The sequence below is a fragment of the Kaistella carnis genome (genome assembly GCF_003860585.1).
GTDB classification, from domain to species: Bacteria; Bacteroidota; Bacteroidia; order Flavobacteriales; family Weeksellaceae; genus Kaistella; species Kaistella carnis.
Genome location: NZ_CP034159.1, coordinates 2,318,249 through 2,334,504, shown reverse-complemented (window position 1 = coordinate 2,334,504; position 16,256 = coordinate 2,318,249). Strand labels below are relative to the sequence as shown.

At 32.4% G+C, this 16,256-nt stretch carries 16 protein-coding genes; 9 read left to right on the top strand and 7 right to left on the bottom strand.

Going from position 1 to position 16,256, the window contains the following annotated elements; translation table 11 throughout:
- Nucleotides 1-248: 248 nt before the first annotated feature.
- Both EIB73_RS10840 and EIB73_RS10835 read left to right on the top strand, forming a co-directional pair.
- Nucleotides 249-1,238, top strand: a complete 990-nt coding sequence (locus EIB73_RS10840; RefSeq protein ID WP_125025291.1) for an AAA family ATPase — start codon at nt 249-251, stop codon at nt 1,236-1,238.
- The gene (locus tag EIB73_RS10835; protein WP_125025290.1) at nt 1,216-2,418 is read left to right on the top strand and encodes a DUF3871 family protein; all 1,203 of its coding nucleotides are present in this window, start codon (nt 1,216-1,218) and stop codon (nt 2,416-2,418) included. The genes EIB73_RS10840 and EIB73_RS10835 overlap by 23 nt, the downstream gene beginning before the upstream one ends.
- A 41-nt stretch (nt 2,419-2,459) precedes the next feature.
- On the opposite strand, the gene EIB73_RS10830 is transcribed toward EIB73_RS10835, so the two are convergent.
- The 5 genes from EIB73_RS10830 to EIB73_RS10810 form a co-directional block, all read right to left on the bottom strand.
- Nucleotides 2,460-3,296 carry a hypothetical protein gene (locus EIB73_RS10830; RefSeq protein ID WP_125025289.1) on the bottom strand — a complete coding sequence of 279 codons (837 nt, stop codon included), beginning with the start codon at nt 3,294-3,296 and terminating at the stop codon, nt 2,460-2,462.
- Nucleotides 3,297-4,181 (bottom strand): DUF488 domain-containing protein, encoded by an 885-nt coding sequence (locus EIB73_RS10825; RefSeq protein WP_125025288.1) that lies wholly within the window; start codon nt 4,179-4,181, stop codon nt 3,297-3,299.
- Between the two features lie 42 nt (nt 4,182-4,223).
- A complete protein-coding gene (locus EIB73_RS10820; RefSeq protein ID WP_125025287.1) occupies nt 4,224-6,890 on the bottom strand; it encodes a DEAD/DEAH box helicase in 2,667 nt (888 codons plus the stop codon).
- Nucleotides 6,890-7,963 (bottom strand): Fic family protein, encoded by a 1,074-nt coding sequence (locus EIB73_RS10815; protein WP_125025286.1) that lies wholly within the window; start codon nt 7,961-7,963, stop codon nt 6,890-6,892. Before EIB73_RS10815 ends, EIB73_RS10820 begins: the two co-directional genes overlap by 1 nt.
- 139 nt (nt 7,964-8,102) lie before the next feature.
- The gene (locus tag EIB73_RS10810) at nt 8,103-9,680 is read right to left on the bottom strand and encodes a site-specific DNA-methyltransferase (RefSeq protein ID WP_125025285.1); all 1,578 of its coding nucleotides are present in this window, start codon (nt 9,678-9,680) and stop codon (nt 8,103-8,105) included.
- A 113-nt stretch (nt 9,681-9,793) separates the two neighbouring features.
- Here EIB73_RS10810 and EIB73_RS10805 point away from each other — a divergent pair, with 113 nt between their 5' ends.
- Together EIB73_RS10805 and EIB73_RS10800 are read left to right on the top strand one after the other, a co-directional pair.
- Nucleotides 9,794-10,150, top strand: a complete 357-nt coding sequence (locus EIB73_RS10805) for a hypothetical protein (protein ID WP_125025284.1) — start codon at nt 9,794-9,796, stop codon at nt 10,148-10,150.
- A 20-nt stretch (nt 10,151-10,170) separates the two neighbouring features.
- Complete coding sequence (locus tag EIB73_RS10800) at nt 10,171-10,818, top strand: SOS response-associated peptidase (RefSeq protein WP_125025283.1); 648 nt, start codon at nt 10,171-10,173, stop codon at nt 10,816-10,818.
- Nucleotides 10,819-10,860: 42 nt separating this feature from the next.
- On the opposite strand, the gene EIB73_RS10795 is transcribed toward EIB73_RS10800, so the two are convergent.
- A complete protein-coding gene (locus EIB73_RS10795; RefSeq protein WP_125025282.1) occupies nt 10,861-11,142 on the bottom strand; it encodes a hypothetical protein in 282 nt (93 codons plus the stop codon).
- A 302-nt stretch (nt 11,143-11,444) separates the two neighbouring features.
- On the opposite strand from EIB73_RS10795, the gene EIB73_RS10790 reads away from it, so the two are divergent.
- The 3 genes from EIB73_RS10790 (at nt 11,445) to EIB73_RS10780 (ending at nt 13,986) form a co-directional block, all read left to right on the top strand.
- Nucleotides 11,445-11,798: a hypothetical protein gene (locus tag EIB73_RS10790; protein WP_125025281.1), complete on the top strand. Its 354-nt coding sequence runs from the start codon at nt 11,445-11,447 to the stop codon at nt 11,796-11,798.
- Between the two features lie 232 nt (nt 11,799-12,030).
- Nucleotides 12,031-12,477, top strand: coding sequence for a JAB domain-containing protein (locus tag EIB73_RS10785; RefSeq protein ID WP_125025280.1), 447 nt, complete (start codon nt 12,031-12,033; stop codon nt 12,475-12,477).
- Nucleotides 12,478-12,885: 408 nt separating this feature from the next.
- On the top strand, nt 12,886-13,986 hold the full coding sequence (locus EIB73_RS10780) for a hypothetical protein (RefSeq protein ID WP_125025279.1): 1,101 nt from the start codon (nt 12,886-12,888) through the stop codon (nt 13,984-13,986).
- A 247-nt stretch (nt 13,987-14,233) separates the two neighbouring features.
- Here the strand turns inward: EIB73_RS10780 and EIB73_RS10775 are convergent, their stop codons facing one another.
- Complete coding sequence (locus EIB73_RS10775) at nt 14,234-14,467, bottom strand: helix-turn-helix domain-containing protein (protein ID WP_125025278.1); 234 nt, start codon at nt 14,465-14,467, stop codon at nt 14,234-14,236.
- Nucleotides 14,468-14,556: 89 nt separating this feature from the next.
- Here EIB73_RS10775 and EIB73_RS10770 point away from each other — a divergent pair, with 89 nt between their 5' ends.
- Both EIB73_RS10770 and EIB73_RS10765 read left to right on the top strand, forming a co-directional pair.
- Nucleotides 14,557-14,928 carry a hypothetical protein gene (locus tag EIB73_RS10770; RefSeq protein ID WP_125025277.1) on the top strand — a complete coding sequence of 124 codons (372 nt, stop codon included), beginning with the start codon at nt 14,557-14,559 and terminating at the stop codon, nt 14,926-14,928.
- Between the two features lie 2 nt (nt 14,929-14,930).
- Nucleotides 14,931-16,256 carry a tetratricopeptide repeat protein gene (locus tag EIB73_RS10765; protein WP_125025276.1) on the top strand — a complete coding sequence of 442 codons (1,326 nt, stop codon included), beginning with the start codon at nt 14,931-14,933 and terminating at the stop codon, nt 16,254-16,256.

The window sequence follows — 16,256 nt, the reverse complement described above, 5'->3', positions numbered from 1 at the left end:
AATAGACGCAAGGTTTCTTTTTAAATCTTCCAATCCTTAAAAATCTTTGATTTGGCAACGCACGAATTCAGAGGAGGCCTACTTTAGGAGTATGTTAGTGTAGCAAATTGTTTGATACGCGAAGTTACTAAATTCCCAGGACAATATCAAGCTTTTTATCGTATTTATCACACTTTAGAGCTAATAGCCTTTTTGTAAAAGGGCTATTTTTTAATGAAAAATAACTAACCTTTTAAATATGTACAATTATGCAATTAAGACAATCAGAACGTAGACAAGCCAAAATCAAGATGGCTTTACAAGGATCAGCAGGATCTGGCAAAACCTTTTCAAGTTTACTTTTAGCTAAGGGACTAACCAATGGGAAGTTATCTAAAGTAGCCATCATTGACACAGAGAATGGAAGTGCAGATTTATATGCCCATTTGGGTAACTTCAATGTGCTATCATTACAACCACCATTTTCACCACAAAAATATGCAGAAGCAATACAAGTGTGTGAAGATGCAGGAATGGAGGTGATCATTATTGATAGTATTTCTCATTGTTGGGATTACTTGTTGGATTATCATAGTTCTCTTGCAGGGAATTCATTTACCAATTGGGCTAAAATAAAACCTTTAGAAAAACTATTCATTGAAAAGATACTACAAGCAAAAGCTCATGTAATAGCTACAATGAGAACAAAACAGGATTATGTACTGAATCAAAAAGATGGTAAGTTTATCCCTGAGAAAGTAGGTTTAAAAGCAGTGCAGAGAGATGGATTGGACTATGAATTCACTTTGGTTTTTGATGTTGATATAAAGCACTTTGTAGTGTCTAATAAAGACAGAACAGGCTTGTTTATGGGTAAGCCGGAGTTTACCATTTCTGAAAGCATTGGATTACAGATCTTAGACTGGTGTAATTCGGGAAGTGTTCCTGAGAAGAAAACTCAAGAAGTACAAGAAGTGACCAAGTCTGAACCCTTACCAAGAGTACAACTTGATGAAGCATTTCAGAAGCTTCCTTCTGACATAAACAACAACTACAGCGTTCCTGTGAAAGTGTCTGAAAAGGATGTTTACGAGGCTATCCAGAATTGTAATGTTATTGCTGAACTCATTGCATTATATAAACAGTTTCCACAGTTTCAGGAGAGTTTAAGAGTAGATTTTGAAGCAAGAAAATCTCTGATCACTAATTTATCAAACCCAAATAACTTCAGTCAAAATGGAAAATCAAGAATTCAATAATTCTGCTACAGTAATAGCTAGTGATAATACGAGCATGGACTTACGCACAGTAAGCTCTGGTAAAGAACAGCATAGAATGTCAATGCGTGATATTCTGTTGAATGATGAAAAAGATTTTGAAGATGCAGAAATCTATTATCCTAGTAAAATGAATAGTCATCAAGATAAAGAAAAGGTTGAAACAAAAGTAGTTCAGCCTTTTTTTATGCCTAGTAATGAGCTTGTTTTACCCGCTAGCGAACTAGATTCGGGAGATAGTCATGTTCCTAGTCCTTTTATTCTAGCCAATACAATAGAGGTTCCACTACAACACTTACAAAATGACTGCATTATTCCTGTATTCAGTAAAGACAATGAAAAGACTATTGCGCATCAAGAGTTTATTGAGGTGATTATGGAAGCTGTAACTAAAGTATTTCCCCATCATACTATTTCACCTGCAGAGATTAGAGTTTCTCATCAAATTAAAGGAAGAACACCAGATGCAATATACTTGAATGCTAAAGATTTATTAGATCATCAGAAAACAATTTATTATGAAAGAATGGCTTTTATCATTAGAATACCTAGTATTAAAGATTTCATTAATGGAAATGAGCTTTCATTAACTATAGGTGGTGTTAGAGCTTACAATCAGGAAAACCTTTATGGAAAGAAGAACATGGAAAAGTTTAGATTTTTTATAGGTTTTCAGAACAAAGTTTGTTGCAACATGTGTATTTCAACTGATGGATTTTTGGAAGATTTAAGAGCTTCAACTATTGAAGAACTTCAATCTAAAGCTTTACAGGTTATGCAGAAGTACAATGCAGAATTACATCTAATGGAGATGAAAGAACTTACGCAAGTGTATCTTACAGAGCATCAGTTTGCTCAACTAATAGGAAAGAGTAGATTATATCAACACCTTCCTAAATTTGAGAAGCAAAGAATACCTCTGCTTAACTTTAATGATAGCCACATTAATACCATAGCAAAGGATTATTATGAAGATCAGAATTTCTCTAGAATGGAAGATGGAAGAATAAATCTTTGGGATGTGTTTAATCTCTTCACACAGGCTAATAAGTCCTCCTATATTGATACTTTCCTAGACAGGAATCTGAATGCCTTTGAGTTCTCTAAAGGTGTCCAGAAAGCCCTCAATTGTAGCTCACCTTACAATTGGTTTTTGAGTTAGGTGATTCACTCCATAGAAATATGGAGTGGTTTTTATTGTGTCTAAAAGAACAGACTTAGTTGCTCTTCTTTTTGTATCAATGGATAAAAAACCCCTATAATAACAAATGGATTTTTGCCCCTTCTTAAATGCCATTCCTTTGTTGTACCAAGAAATAGATAAATGTCATTATGGTTGATAAATTGAGATTCATATCTTTCTCTCACCTTTTGAAGTGCTAAAATTTCATTACCCTCTGATGCTTTTAAGCAATTCCAATATAAAGCACCAATTTCCCAATCTTCTATCATTAATCTGCTACTAACACCTTCATCATCAAGAAAATTATAGTAAAATTTATAAGGCAACTTTCTAATTTGAATTTCAGTTTCTTTATCTTGGTCAAATAAATCACCCTGCTTTCTTAATTCTTTCCAAACTTCCTTCCATTCTCTTTCATCATCTACAATCTCAAAAGAAGTGATTTTTGATGGTTTGAATGTAACCAATGAAATATTGTTTGGTGCCTTTGAGTCTTCGATAAGTTTACCCTTATTAGTGTAAACATTTTTAAGACAGTAGTGTTTTCTTTCTTGCCAATTATTTTTGGTATTAACTTTACCTATCGACAATACCTTTGAGAAATCATAATCTGAAGGTGAATGACTTTCAGGTCTGAAATCATCCTCCCTTTTAACTAAGTCCATTTCTACCCAGTGATATTTAAACGAACTTAATTTCTGTCCATCCTTAAATCCTTGCAAAAATTTAAAAGGAACTGGATATATTCTTATCCAAGTGCCATCTTCTAAAACTCCTGCTGTACAAACAAGTTCATCATAACTTCGCGATGGAAGTGGATAAGTAGTGACAGTGATTAGGACTTTAGTTTTAGCCATTTAAATGTGCTTTAATTCAAATTTATTATCTGACCTTGCTATAATGGCTGTTGCCAAATCGCTTCTATGACATTGACAGTGACTAGCTTCAAAACAAGTCAATGCTATTCTTGAGTGTGTTTTGAGAAGGTCTAATATTTTATCTTGTATTTCAATTGTTGTAGGAATATTATTAGTCCTATATCTCAAGAATAAAGCATTATAGTCTGCTTGTGTATGTAATTCTTGCCTTTCATCAGATTGAATACCAACTTCAGGGAAATGCACATACTCCAAATCCAAAGCATTACAATACTTCTTCAATAGACTTTTACTAAATCCAAACTTCATACTTAATGGGTTTCTTCTCACATCGACAAGTACCTTGATATCATTTTTCAGAAGTTTAAGCAGATATTCTTCAAGAGATATTCCTTCATATCCAATGGTAAACAAGATTATCTCACTTGAAGAGGGTATAGCCTTGGAAACATTATCAAATTGTTCTGAACTTAGGATTTCTTTTGCTCTAAGACTTTTGGTTGCCCAAAATGGAAAATTGATATAGGTGTGCTTCATTAAACCCGTCACACTCAAATTTCCATAAAATTTCTTTAATTCTTCTATAATTAGTTGATCTTTTTTAATCAAAGATTTGAAGTAAATAGTGGGATCATCTTTCTTTAAGCCATTGTCAGTATCAACCAAAATACCTTTCTTAATCATTGTAGCAATGTCAGCACTTGCTGAAAACGAGTAACATCCAAACTTGTATGGGACAAAATCATAAGCTGGCTTACTTTGAACTTTACTCAATAAGAAAAGTAATTTTTGAAGTCTTACTTTTTCTATTTCATTTCCAAATACTTCTAAAATTGCTAAAATAACTTTTCTTCTATAAAACATTCTGCAAATTTATACCAAAAATATTAACTCAATGATTATTCTTTACAACCTCTTCAAAACCTCCAAAATATTCCCCTCATTATAACACCCTTCAACATTTGCCTTTTCAAATACCATGAAGTACTTGTAGTTAGAACCTGCTTTATCTATCCACAGTTTTCCTAACTTATTCTTTTCTTTAGTATCATTATTTACCAAGTAATCTCCTTTAGTCTCCAGCAATATCAGATTATTTTTACTGGTGTAGATAATGAAGTCTGGATAATGGTTAGAACTGTACCCATTGATGAAGAAACCTTTACCTCTAGTCATGTTCCTGTGCCAGAAGACCACATTGTCCATAGAAGATATTTCTAAAGCCATTCTATGCTCAAAGTTATTCATAGTATCTTCTTGATGGTACAATGATTTTGAGATTGGTTCAGAGGCTATAATTGGAGTAATAGATTCACCAAATTGAAAATTAGGTTTTACTGTAATTTCATTGGAATCTAAAAGCTGTACAAACTGTTCTTTGGCAAAACTGTCTGTCAGGCTTTTTATCTTTTCTTTAATTTTGTAGGTGTAGAGGTAATCATTGTTGATGATGTCTCTAATTTGTTCAGAAGTAAGATTCTCAAAAATTCTGCTTACATATTTTTTTAAGTCTTGGTCAGAGATTGGAGTCATATCTCCCAACTTACCTACAATGATGCCTGCAACTTGTCTTATCTGACTGTCTTTAGGCTTAGCAAGTATGGAATCTGTCAGAATATCTACTGCTTTTTTGGACAGCTTATTCATCGTAGATGTACCTTTACTTTCATCAAAATCTACTTTATAGACTTCTGCTGCTGCATCATCAAAATTAATTTGAGTGTCACAGTTCAGCAAGTTAAACCCATCCAATAAGTTTAGCTTATTGAGTAGTGTTTCTTCTTGCTTCAATTCATCAAACAAAATCCCATCACCTATTTCATCATTTACTTTGATGAAGAACTGGGGCAAAGTAATGTCAGAAACTATGCTCTTATATTCTTCTTCCATCACATACCTCTTAGGAGTTTTCTTCATTACTTCTGTCATTAAGGTTACGTTATTATCTAGGTCTAGATTTTCAATATTTTGTTCAAAAGTAGTGGCTTCAACAGTAGCCTTTTCTGTGAGTTGACTGATAGCAGAAAGTCCTTGCTTGGTTTGGTAATCTTCCAATGTCACCTTCTCATTTGGATCAAAGTCTACCTGTTCAACATCAAACTGCTCTTTTGGATCAGGTTCCATTTCTGGTTCATCATTACCAAATAGTTCTTTTTGGAGAATTTCTTCTCTTGTTTCTGGAATTTCCTGTGCCTCTTCTGCATAATAATCTTCTTTACTAAACCCGGCATCTTGCAATCCTTTGACAATATTCTCTAAAGTTTCTTTGAACTTTGATGAAGCTGTTAAAACAAAGGACATATTCAATAATGGCTCTTGATGTTTAGTAACATAAGGTTGCCTTAAAACTCTTCCTAAAATCTGTTCTACCTCTACAGCAGAAGATTTATCTGCCAAAGATGCTAAGATATAGGCATTTGGACAGTCCCAACCTTCTTTCAAAGCATTCACAGTAATAATGTACTTGACTGGACAATTTCTGTCCATCAAATCAATGCCTTTTAACTCATCAATACCACTTACCTTGATTTTTATCTGTTCCTCTGGAATCTGTAGTTTGATAAGCTGTTCTTTAATTTTCTGAAAAGTGGTGTTGTCTTTTCCTTTGATATTGGATTGTGCCTGGAACAAAACTATTGGTCTTATATACCTACCAGTAATTTTCTCTTCTTCTTTTGCATGTAACTCCAGTTTTCTTTGTAGATGTAAAGCACTAGAGATCACCTCTTCTTTTCTGTGATGATTAAACACTACCACTGGTAACTTAACCATGTGCTCTTTCTTCAACCTCAAAGCACTTACAAAACTGATGATGTTACTGTTCTCTTTGGGAGTAGCTGTAAGATCCAGTACCATACTTGGATTTAGATTCTTGAGCATTTCCACACTTAGATCACTTTCAGCATTGTGGCTTTCATCTACCACCACAATAGGGTTTAAATTTCTAATGATATTAATGAGTGCTGTTTCATCTGTACCTTCAAGACTTAAATCTTTATCTGTCCAATCTCTGAAAGATTCTAATGCACCATTCTCCTGAAATATCTTCCTGTCTTCTTTCTTAGCCTTGTCAATTCTCAAACTGCTAAAGTTTAAAATAAAAATATTCAACTGCTCTGTAGCTGAACTGGGATTGAAATTAGCACCTTGTAGTAATTGGTCTTTTTGATATACCTCCACCTTATTTCCAAACAGAGAATTTAGTTTTTCTCTATAAGGGTGGTTAGGATTAGAAAATGCGTTATAAGTTTGTTGCAGTAGATTTGACCAAGGAACTAACCAAACTACTGCTTTAGGATTTCCTTGGTTAAAGTATTTGTTGAAAGACTGCAAAGCATTAATGGCAATGAAAGTCTTACCACCTGCTGTAGGAACTTTTACTGCAATGTGTACAGCATTTGGAATGTTATTTTTATAAGGCTTCATTCCACTATTGGTCAATGGATTATACTCACCTATTCTGTCCTTCCAATAACTGTTAAAAGCTTTTGAAGGGTTAGAATTTTGGTTAAGATAGTCCAGGAAATTTTCCAGGTCATTGATGACCTCTTGCTGGTATGATTTAAGCTCCATTATCTGCTTTTCAAAATATTTAATAGTCTATGGTTCACAAAATAATAACTTTTCCCGATCTTAATTTTAATTAAAAATTGATTTTCATCATTTACTAAAGAATTTAGATAACTACTTGCTGTATTTCTATGGATGTTGAGTTCTCTTTCCATAAATTCTATTTTAGTGTAAGGATGCTTAAACAATGTATTGATTAGATCATGACTGTAGAATTTGTGATTGGCTCTTATTTTAATTTTATACTCATCCATCAAGTTTTTTATTTTATTAACAACAATGATGGTCTCTTTTGCAGTTGCTTCAACTCCTTTTAACATCCATATAATCCACTCTTCCCAACTGCGCTTGGTTCTAACTTCTTGTAATAATCTGTAATAATCTGATTTGTTTTTTATTACATAACTACTTAGGTACAGAACAGGAATATCTAAAAGACCTTGTTGCACTAAATACAGAACATTCAGTATTCTGCCAGTTCTACCATTTCCATCATAAAAAGGGTGAATGCTCTCAAATTGATGATGGATAATTGCCATTTTTATGATACTGTCTACATCATGAAATTCTTTGTCATTGATATATTTTTCAAGATTGCTTAATAAGGAAACAATTTGGGTGTGATTTTGTGGTGGTGTAAAAACAACTTCTTGGGTTTTGGGGTTTTTTAAAACTGTTCCTGGAAGCTTCCTAACAGGGTGATTAGGAGATACAATTTCTTGAATCTTCTTGATGTCATTGATGCTTAAAATTCCTTTGGATTTTATTATTTCAAACCCAAGTTTTAGAGCTTTAGCATAATTCACTGCTTCCTTTGCTTCATTAGAAATATTATCTGGCTCTATAGATGCTTGATAAAGCTCGTCATCAGTTGTTACTATATTTTCTACTTCATTACTGTCTTTTGCTTCTTGTAATGATATGGTATCAATAAGTATTTGAGAGTTGGGGATCTTTTTAATCTCACCTTTTAATTCTCCTAATGCTCTACTAGCACTATTTAGAGCTTTTAATATATTAACAGTTTCAACATCAACTCTTGGTGGTAACTGAGGAATATCAAATTCATTTTCCATATTTCTTGTGTATATTCAATTGTATGTGCACACAAAACTACATCTTCTTGTGCATATCATACTCGTTGTGCACACTCTTGTTTAGTATTTTGTTTACATCTTTGTCATATAACTATCTTTCTTCACTTTCTTATGTATGTTAAAATCTTGTTATGTCTCTTGGAATCTTTTTGAAGATTATATTGTACTTCTGCATCAGTTCCTTTGTCAAAAGGCAATTATCTGCATAGATGATGTACTGACTAGCTTTGGTCTTCAAGGTTCTTAAAAAGCTTTCATCAAGTGTGGTAATACTGTTTGGATCATAGTAGAAATAATAAGCAGTTTGGTCTTTAGTACCCAATAAATAATTTTCTTGCTGTGCTTGGTAGGGTAGTTTGGTCTCACTGAACCACACATACTCTTCAATCTTTTCTTTGCCTATTTCCTCATTGAGCATTTCATTGTCTAGAAACACAGGTTTCCCTAACACATAATAACTAAAATCTCCACCAGTACCTTCAACTGCTTTTTTCTCTTCACCATAACCAGTGATGACTCTCTTGACTCTTTCAGCAGTAATGGTGTCTGCATAGTCTTCCATTTCTATGAGGATAAACTTTCTATTGCCACCATCTTCTTTGTTGAGGTTTAAAACTGCATGTGCTGTGGTACCTGAACCTGCAAATGAGTCTAAAATAATGGAATCCTGGAGTGTTGCTATTTTGAGTATATTTTCAATGAATTTGGTTGCTTTTGGAGTTGGGAACAAACTCGTAGTAGCAACTTCAGGAAATATACTTTTCAAGTCATATTTTGCTCTTCTAGTATGACTGGTTTTTTCTAAATCTATCCATAGATTTGATGGAGGCAAGCCCTCTGATTCATTCAAATAAGTTCTTCTAATTAATCTTTTTTCATCTGGAGAAAATCTTAATTCTCCAGTGCTTAATTTTTCAGCAATGGTTTCCTTTGACCACCTCCAACCATTTGGAGGATGTTTAATGATTTTACCTGATGGTGTCTCAATGTTGTATTGAAGATTAACCCTAAGTCCTGGATTATTAACTGGATTTCCATCAAACCATGGACCTTTGGGATCATTATCAGGGTTTTTAAAATGTTTTCTCTTGTCAACATCATTTAAAAAATTTGGTTTCCAGTCATCTTTTTTTGAGTAAATCAAAGTGTGGTTGTAATCCTCTGAAAACTTTAAAGTATTATTATTACTATTATCACTGTGTCTCCAAACTAAGTCAGTTACAAAATTTCTACCTCCAAAGATTTCATCGCAAATCAACTTTAAATTGGCTTGTTCATTGTCATCAATAGAAATAAAAATAGCACCATCTTCTGCTAAAAGCTTATGCAAAAGTTTTAATCTAGGATACATCATGCAGAGCCACTTATCATGCCTAGATAAATCTTCACTTTCTTTGCCTACAACTTGTCCTAACCATTTTTTAAGTTTAGGATCATTCACATTGTCATTGTAAACCCAGCCCTCATTTCCTGTGTTATAAGGTGGATCTATGTAGATGCACTTTACTTTCCCTTCGTACTCAGGCAGCAAAGATTTTAAGGCTTCAAGGTTATCTCCATGAATGATTTTGTTCTCAGAAGGAGCATCACTTTCTTGCCCATCTTTGTAGGTGTATTGCTTCTCTAAAATTCTGTAAGGAACATCTTGGTGATGATTAATGACTTTGTCTTTTCCAATCCAATGTAATGTGGGCATTCTAAATATGAGTTTTAACAAAAATAGTTAATTTTATTAAGTTTAAATTATAAATTTGACCCAATAAATTTTCAATTACAGTAAGTCGTTTAATACAAATATTTAGTTCAAATATGAACATAGAAATTCTTTTTCAGAAGTTGTTTTATGACGAACCTCAAAACATTGATTACTATTTAGAAAGTGTCTTTGGGCTATTGCATGATGAAGCTAGTAAAAGAGGCATCGAGTTTGAAGGGTATTTTATAACTAAATGGACTGATTCTGCAAATACCATAATCAATTTTGATGAAGAATATTTCAGTAATCTAGACCGAAGAAACCTTTATGTTTACAAGGCATCAGCAAGTGATCCCGAGATATTTACACTGCTTCAAAAGGCATATAAAATAGCTAAGCTCAGAGTTCCCCAAATTAATGATATCCATCGTGAAATATTTGAACATGGGGAGAAAGGTGTAAAATTTTAAGATAAAGTTAAAAAACAATTATGTGTTACTATATTTCAAACAATCTAACCAAAAAAGAAATAAAGGATTCCTTTGGAGTTGAGTATAATGCTCCGGACTTTAAAGGATCTGGTTTTCTCAATGGCTTTTCTTTTCCAAAAACACCAATCATTATGGATGAAAACCCTGATGAAGCAATATTGGGAGATTGGGGTTTGATACCTTTTTGGGCAAAGAATAGAGATATTCAAAAGATGACTTTGAATGCGAGGATTGATACTCTCACAGAAAAACCAAGTTTTAAAAATTCAGTTTCTAATAGATGCTTAGTTTTAGTCAATGGTTTCTATGAGTGGAAATGGTTGGATTCTAAAGGCAAGAATAAGGAGAAATATTTCATTCAATTAGATAATGGTAATGAACCTTTTGCACTAGGAGGAATCTACAATATATGGACTGATAAGGACACTAATGAAACTCTTACCAGCTTTTCTATTGTGACTTCAAATGCCAACGAACTAATGTCTGAAATCCACAATACAAAGGACAGAATGCCCTTAATCCTATCAAAGGAAGCAGAAGAAGCCTGGCTATCTGATAGACCAGTAGATGACTTTGCTTTTCCTCATTACAACCCCCAATTAGTTGCTTTAAATTTAGATGCGGGAAATCCAACAACACTTTTTTAGTTCTTATAAGTAATCTATTTGGGATAGAATAATGAATAAAAGTCATTTTTGCATCTGTACTACAGGCTTTGCTTTTGAACATATTAAATAAGTGAAATAAGACTTCTTTCCAATTTTCTCATCTGTAAAGACTTCACTTTTCCATTTAATTGTGAGTTCCCAAATATCCCATTTTCTTATTCCTTCCCTATAAGGATCTAAGTCATAGAATAGCACTTCAAAAAGTTGCTTTTCCTTATCTCCAAAAAATTCAACTATTACAGATTGTGGTGCAGTGCCATTCTTCATATCAACAGCTTCTTTAATTCTAGCTTGTAGTTTCATTGGTCAAAAGTAGATAAGATTTGTACTAACTAGCAAAGGCATATTGCTATAATTTGTATCAATTAGTCAGTTAGGATTTGTGCGTAGTTAAAAAATTAAAAAAAAAAATTACACACCACTTACTCGCACGCAGCTCCCCCTCAACATGTACCCCCACCTGTTTTTGGATGGGGAAATACCCCCGCCACCTTTATACAGAATCAGAAAATTTCAGGCAGATTAAATTTTAGGTGAAAGCAAAAATTAATGTGTAGAAGTGAACTTGTTCTTTTAAGGTTTTTCTAACTCAAAAACTTAAAGCAATGGTTACAATTATCAATTACAAGACACGTACTAAAGAAGATGGTACAGAATTTTATCTTCTAGAAGTTCAGGGTGGACTAGAGATGGTACAATCCAAAACTACCAATCAGTATTATGCAACTGCTAAAAAGGCTACCTTATCAACTACGTTTGATGAAGGAACGTGCAAAGCACTAATAGGTACTCAAATGCCAGGGAAGATTACTAAGATGTCTACAGAACCTTACCAATACACAATCCGTGAAACAGGTGAAGAGGTTACTCTAAATCATAGACATGTATATCTACCAGAGGGTGTAGAAAATGATGAAGAGGTTTTGGCAATGGAACTAGAATCAGCATTTGAGCTGTAAACACAATGGAAAATCCAGTGAACATGACAGTCTATAATTAGACTAACTAATTCTCACTGGATTTTATCTTTTTCATTAAAAGTGTCCATTTTCCGCACAGGTATATATAAGTAATACCGATTTTGGACACTTTTATTAATTTAATCAATCTACATTTTTGAATTTTGGTGTGTTGGTAGTTGCCAACAACTTATATCATGTAGTTATTTCCCACCTAATTATATTTTTTAGCATGAATACAATAAACAACGTAGCAGAGATTCAGGTTTCATATTATCCAAGTATCCTTAATAATTTTCAGATTAATGATAGCAAATCATCTTTTGAATTATTGTTAGAAGGGTGGTGTAAAAAAACCTTAGAGATGCAAGAGGAAGTCAAAATATTACTACTCAATAGAAGTAACAAAGTATTAGGAGTTTATCCTCTAGCAAAGGGAGGACTAAATAGCTGTGAGGTTGATATCAGGATTATTCTATCTGTAGCATTGAAAACTCTTTCTACAGGTATTATTCTAATACATAACCATCCTTCCGGTAATACTAAACCTAGTAAAGCAGATCTAGCAATAACAGAAAGATTAAAATCTGCATGTGACATAATGAACATAGTTTTACTAGATCATTTGATCATTACGAAGTCTGATTATTACAGTTTTGCAGATGAAGGACTTCTATAATAAAAGTGACAAAGTGCTATACAATTAGTATTAGCTAGTTGTAAATGAATATTATTTTGGAATATAGTTATAACGCTAATATCCCAAGGTGTTTTAGGTACTTTGTCATTTGTTTATTACGCAGGTGTGAAGGAGTTGAATATGTAGTAAATCTCTATGATTGTAGTTATAAAATAAATTATACTACATATATACTATAGCTTTTTTGTGAATAGTTATATGAAGGAGTGGCTAGTTTATTTGAGTCTTTAACTATACTTTTTCTGATCTATTCTATATAGCGGAGTTTTGATGCGGTTTTTACGTGTTTATGGGGAATGTATGAGGGATGTATTTTGGGGTGTATGGGGGATTTTAGCTTCAAGTAACTAATAGCCAAATCTTAATTATCTTTGAAAAAAATATTACTTGAAAGATTTAGGAAAGTTCGCAACAGCTTTTGGATTACAGTATGAGATTTTAGAATACAGTTATACAACTGGACACATGAATATGTTTGCATTTCCTAAAAATGCCTGCTTCTTCTTTGATCTAGATGAAACTATTAGTACTGTAGAATATTTGGAACACAATTATGATAACATCATCGAAGCATTTAAATTTACTAACAAGAGTTTTATCTTTCTTCCAAAGGAGGTTAATCTTTCTAACCCAGTAGAAACTTATGAATACTATTTACCAAGGCTTAGCAGTTTACATGAGGCTTTGGATATTGGATTAAAGAGAACAGCTTCTTTACCTTGTAAGGAGCTGTACGGAAGAATCTTAAAGAGTATTGGATATAAGGGACTATCAAGAACAGGATTTATCATTAGTAGTAATCATAATTTATATGTGCTAGGTGTTGATCATATCAACTTCTTTCATAAGGATGGCACTATTGTAGAAAACCTTATAATGTATCTCCGTAATCAGGCAGTTGCAGAAAGTCATGCCAGAGATGCTTTTGGTTCAATAAATTATATTCTTGAAAATGTGGATCAGGAAACTAAAGATAAAATCAACCAAATTGAAACACAGCTAAAACAGTTAAAAAAGTCTGGACAATTACTTTTGGTGTTACCTGTTTTGCAAGAATTACTTTCGGAGCACACAGAAATTAATCTTAATACTGTTAGTCAAATTCATATAGATTCAAATTATAGTATCACATTACCATCTTTCAATAACCTTGAAGTGAAAATGAGTCACCTGACGAAATCAGTTTATATCTTATTCTATTCGAATCCTAAAGGAATAGATCTCAATGATCTTAAAAGATTCAAGAACATTCTTTTTGAGATCTATTTAAAAATATCACCTTTATCTGATCTAGATAAAATCAATAAAAGTGTTGAGGATATTGTCAATGTAGAGACCAAGGCAATTTACACTCATATTTCAAGGGTTAAATCTGCATTTCTAAAATTGATGGATTATGAATTTGCAAAGCATTATATTATAGATGGAGAGAGCCACGGAAGCTCTTTTAAGGGTATTAGTATTCTCCAGAAGGATAGTGATAGTTAAAAAAAGATAGATTATGCATCATTAAATTTGCAAATTTGCAACTAGTCGCAATGACTTTGGGATACATTTATATTTGTAGAATAATTAGTAGTACAAAAAAAAAGTGAAGATACTAGTGGTGAAAATGAAGATCTAGAATAATATTATAAAATTTAGTTATTCCCAGATGAGTCAAGAAAATGGATTTAATAGATAGACAACTTTTCATTAATTTCACTACCAATAAGTCCAGTGACCAATGAAGGAATTAATTTGAAAATTTCATCAGAAAGAGTTCAGAAAGAGAGATTTCTAATGCAATTGAAATTCTATAGAGTGTTATTATAGTTGGGTTAGTTCTACCAGATTCTATGCGAGAAATATTAGTAGCATCAATATTCCCTTCCATTCTACCCACAAGTTCAATTTGAGAGATACCTTTTGATTCTCTCACTTCTTTAATTCTTTTACCAACTTGTATGAGAATTTTAGATTTATCCAACTTGACTTATTTGACAGGTCAAAGAAAGAGTTTATATTTACTGAGTGTAATGCCATATATGGCAATAATAAATAATATAAAATGACTTTATGAAAAAAATAATTATTTTCTTACCTATTCTGCTACTAGGTGTTATTCCAATTGGTACAAAAGCCCAAATTAAAAAGAAAAAGAATACTGTGTTAAAGACTTCACAACAACTAACTCCTTTTGAGTTAGAAATAGCTAAACATAGAAAAGAAAATCAAGAATTCTATAAAAAACATATAGAGGGTATAGCAAGTAGCACCAGCAATACTGGTGTAGATTATTCAAATTTCAAAGGTAAAAACTGCTCTGAGATTGCAAAGAAAGAAAATTGGTCACAATGGAGTCCTCCCATAGATGCTGATAAAAAATGTGAAAAGTATCAGAAATTGAAAAAAGTAAAAAAAGTTTTATTATACCCTTTAAATAAATAAATATGATTTGGATTGTTATTATCGTAGTAGGACTTATAATTTATTTCATGATAAATAAAGAAAAAGAGAATACACAAAACACTAATACAAATATTCCTAAAAAGAGTATTAAAAGTGAAAACTCAAATAATGAAAAGGATGCTATTCTACAAAAGGTAGCTAAATACTCAGATGATGAAATGACACCTGAAGAATTTGAAAACTCTGTAGAACTTTATAGAATACTACAACCAATAGATGTTGAGCATTCAAATCAGGAAGTAATAGTACAAAATTTTGATAACAAGGTTTTGAATATTGTTCATAATACATTTAAGCACGGTGTCTGGAGAGCCAATGACAAAATGATTGCAGAGAAATGTTTTGAAGATAAAGAATATATACAAAAACAGCAAAGTCTGATGATAAAGGATTTTGAGCTTAATTTTGAAGATTCATATTCAAGTGGAGTTGATCAAAAACAAGCGCAGAACTTTATTAAAAAATGGGGATTAATATTTAAAAATAATGCTCTAGATAACTTCCAAACGAAAAAACTGGATTCTAGGATGATATTTACCTTTGAACAGCAAATGTTTGTAAATGGTTTTGTAGCAGGTCTAGAAGGTCTTTCAAATAAAAGAACTCAAGTACTAAATTATAAAAATGATCAAGATTCACAACTGCTAGCACAAAGTTATTTCCATGGAATTTTTGCAATTGCGTTAGATAAAATTGAAGATTTAACTATTAAAAACAGCTTCACGTCTGATAGAGATTATTTGGGACAGAAAATAGACAGCTTTACTCAACTTATTTCTTCTATACTGAACAGTAAAAATACCTTTGTTGAGATATCTAAAATTGTAGAACAATGGCTCAGCAATACCCTTTCCGAAATAAATCATAAAGCTGAGTCTCTTTCAAAAAATAATGATGAAAAAATGGACTTTTTAGTTAACGATTTTAGTGATGTAGTGACTGTAGCTAAGGCTGAAAAGCTTTATAACGATGGTACCTTATTATTTTCACAAGGTAAATTTGAAGAGGCAAATAAATACTTTGAACAAGCTGCTGAGCTGAATGATAAAGATGCATTATATCAATTAGGGAATTCATTTTTAGAAGGCAAAGGGGTTAAACAAAATGATGTGAGGGCATATGAGTGCTATTTTAAGGCAGCAAACTTAAATCATATGAAAGCGCAGTATAATCTGGGACTTTTCTTACTACAAGGAACTTTAGGTGAGGCTGATCTAACTGAAGGAAGAAAATGGATTACCAAATCAGCTTTAAATGGTTACTCCGAAGCTCAAGATGTACTAGATTATTTAAACAAAATGAAATAA

Coding starts and splice junctions, on each gene's coding strand:
- EIB73_RS10840 (WP_125025291.1), top strand. CDS start 249: ATGCAATTAAGACAATCAGAACGTAGACAAGCCAAAATCAAGATGGCT.
- EIB73_RS10835 (WP_125025290.1), top strand. CDS start 1,216: ATGGAAAATCAAGAATTCAATAATTCTGCTACAGTAATAGCTAGTGAT.
- EIB73_RS10830 (WP_125025289.1), bottom strand. CDS start 3,296: ATGGCTAAAACTAAAGTCCTAATCACTGTCACTACTTATCCACTTCCA.
- EIB73_RS10825 (WP_125025288.1), bottom strand. CDS start 4,181: ATGTTTTATAGAAGAAAAGTTATTTTAGCAATTTTAGAAGTATTTGGA.
- EIB73_RS10820 (WP_125025287.1), bottom strand. CDS start 6,890: ATGGAGCTTAAATCATACCAGCAAGAGGTCATCAATGACCTGGAAAAT.
- EIB73_RS10815 (WP_125025286.1), bottom strand. CDS start 7,963: ATGGAAAATGAATTTGATATTCCTCAGTTACCACCAAGAGTTGATGTT.
- EIB73_RS10810 (WP_125025285.1), bottom strand. CDS start 9,680: ATGCCCACATTACATTGGATTGGAAAAGACAAAGTCATTAATCATCAC.
- EIB73_RS10805 (WP_125025284.1), top strand. CDS start 9,794: ATGAACATAGAAATTCTTTTTCAGAAGTTGTTTTATGACGAACCTCAA.
- EIB73_RS10800 (WP_125025283.1), top strand. CDS start 10,171: ATGTGTTACTATATTTCAAACAATCTAACCAAAAAAGAAATAAAGGAT.
- EIB73_RS10795 (WP_125025282.1), bottom strand. CDS start 11,142: ATGAAACTACAAGCTAGAATTAAAGAAGCTGTTGATATGAAGAATGGC.
- EIB73_RS10790 (WP_125025281.1), top strand. CDS start 11,445: ATGGTTACAATTATCAATTACAAGACACGTACTAAAGAAGATGGTACA.
- EIB73_RS10785 (WP_125025280.1), top strand. CDS start 12,031: ATGAATACAATAAACAACGTAGCAGAGATTCAGGTTTCATATTATCCA.
- EIB73_RS10770 (WP_125025277.1), top strand. CDS start 14,557: ATGAAAAAAATAATTATTTTCTTACCTATTCTGCTACTAGGTGTTATT.
- EIB73_RS10765 (WP_125025276.1), top strand. CDS start 14,931: ATGATTTGGATTGTTATTATCGTAGTAGGACTTATAATTTATTTCATG.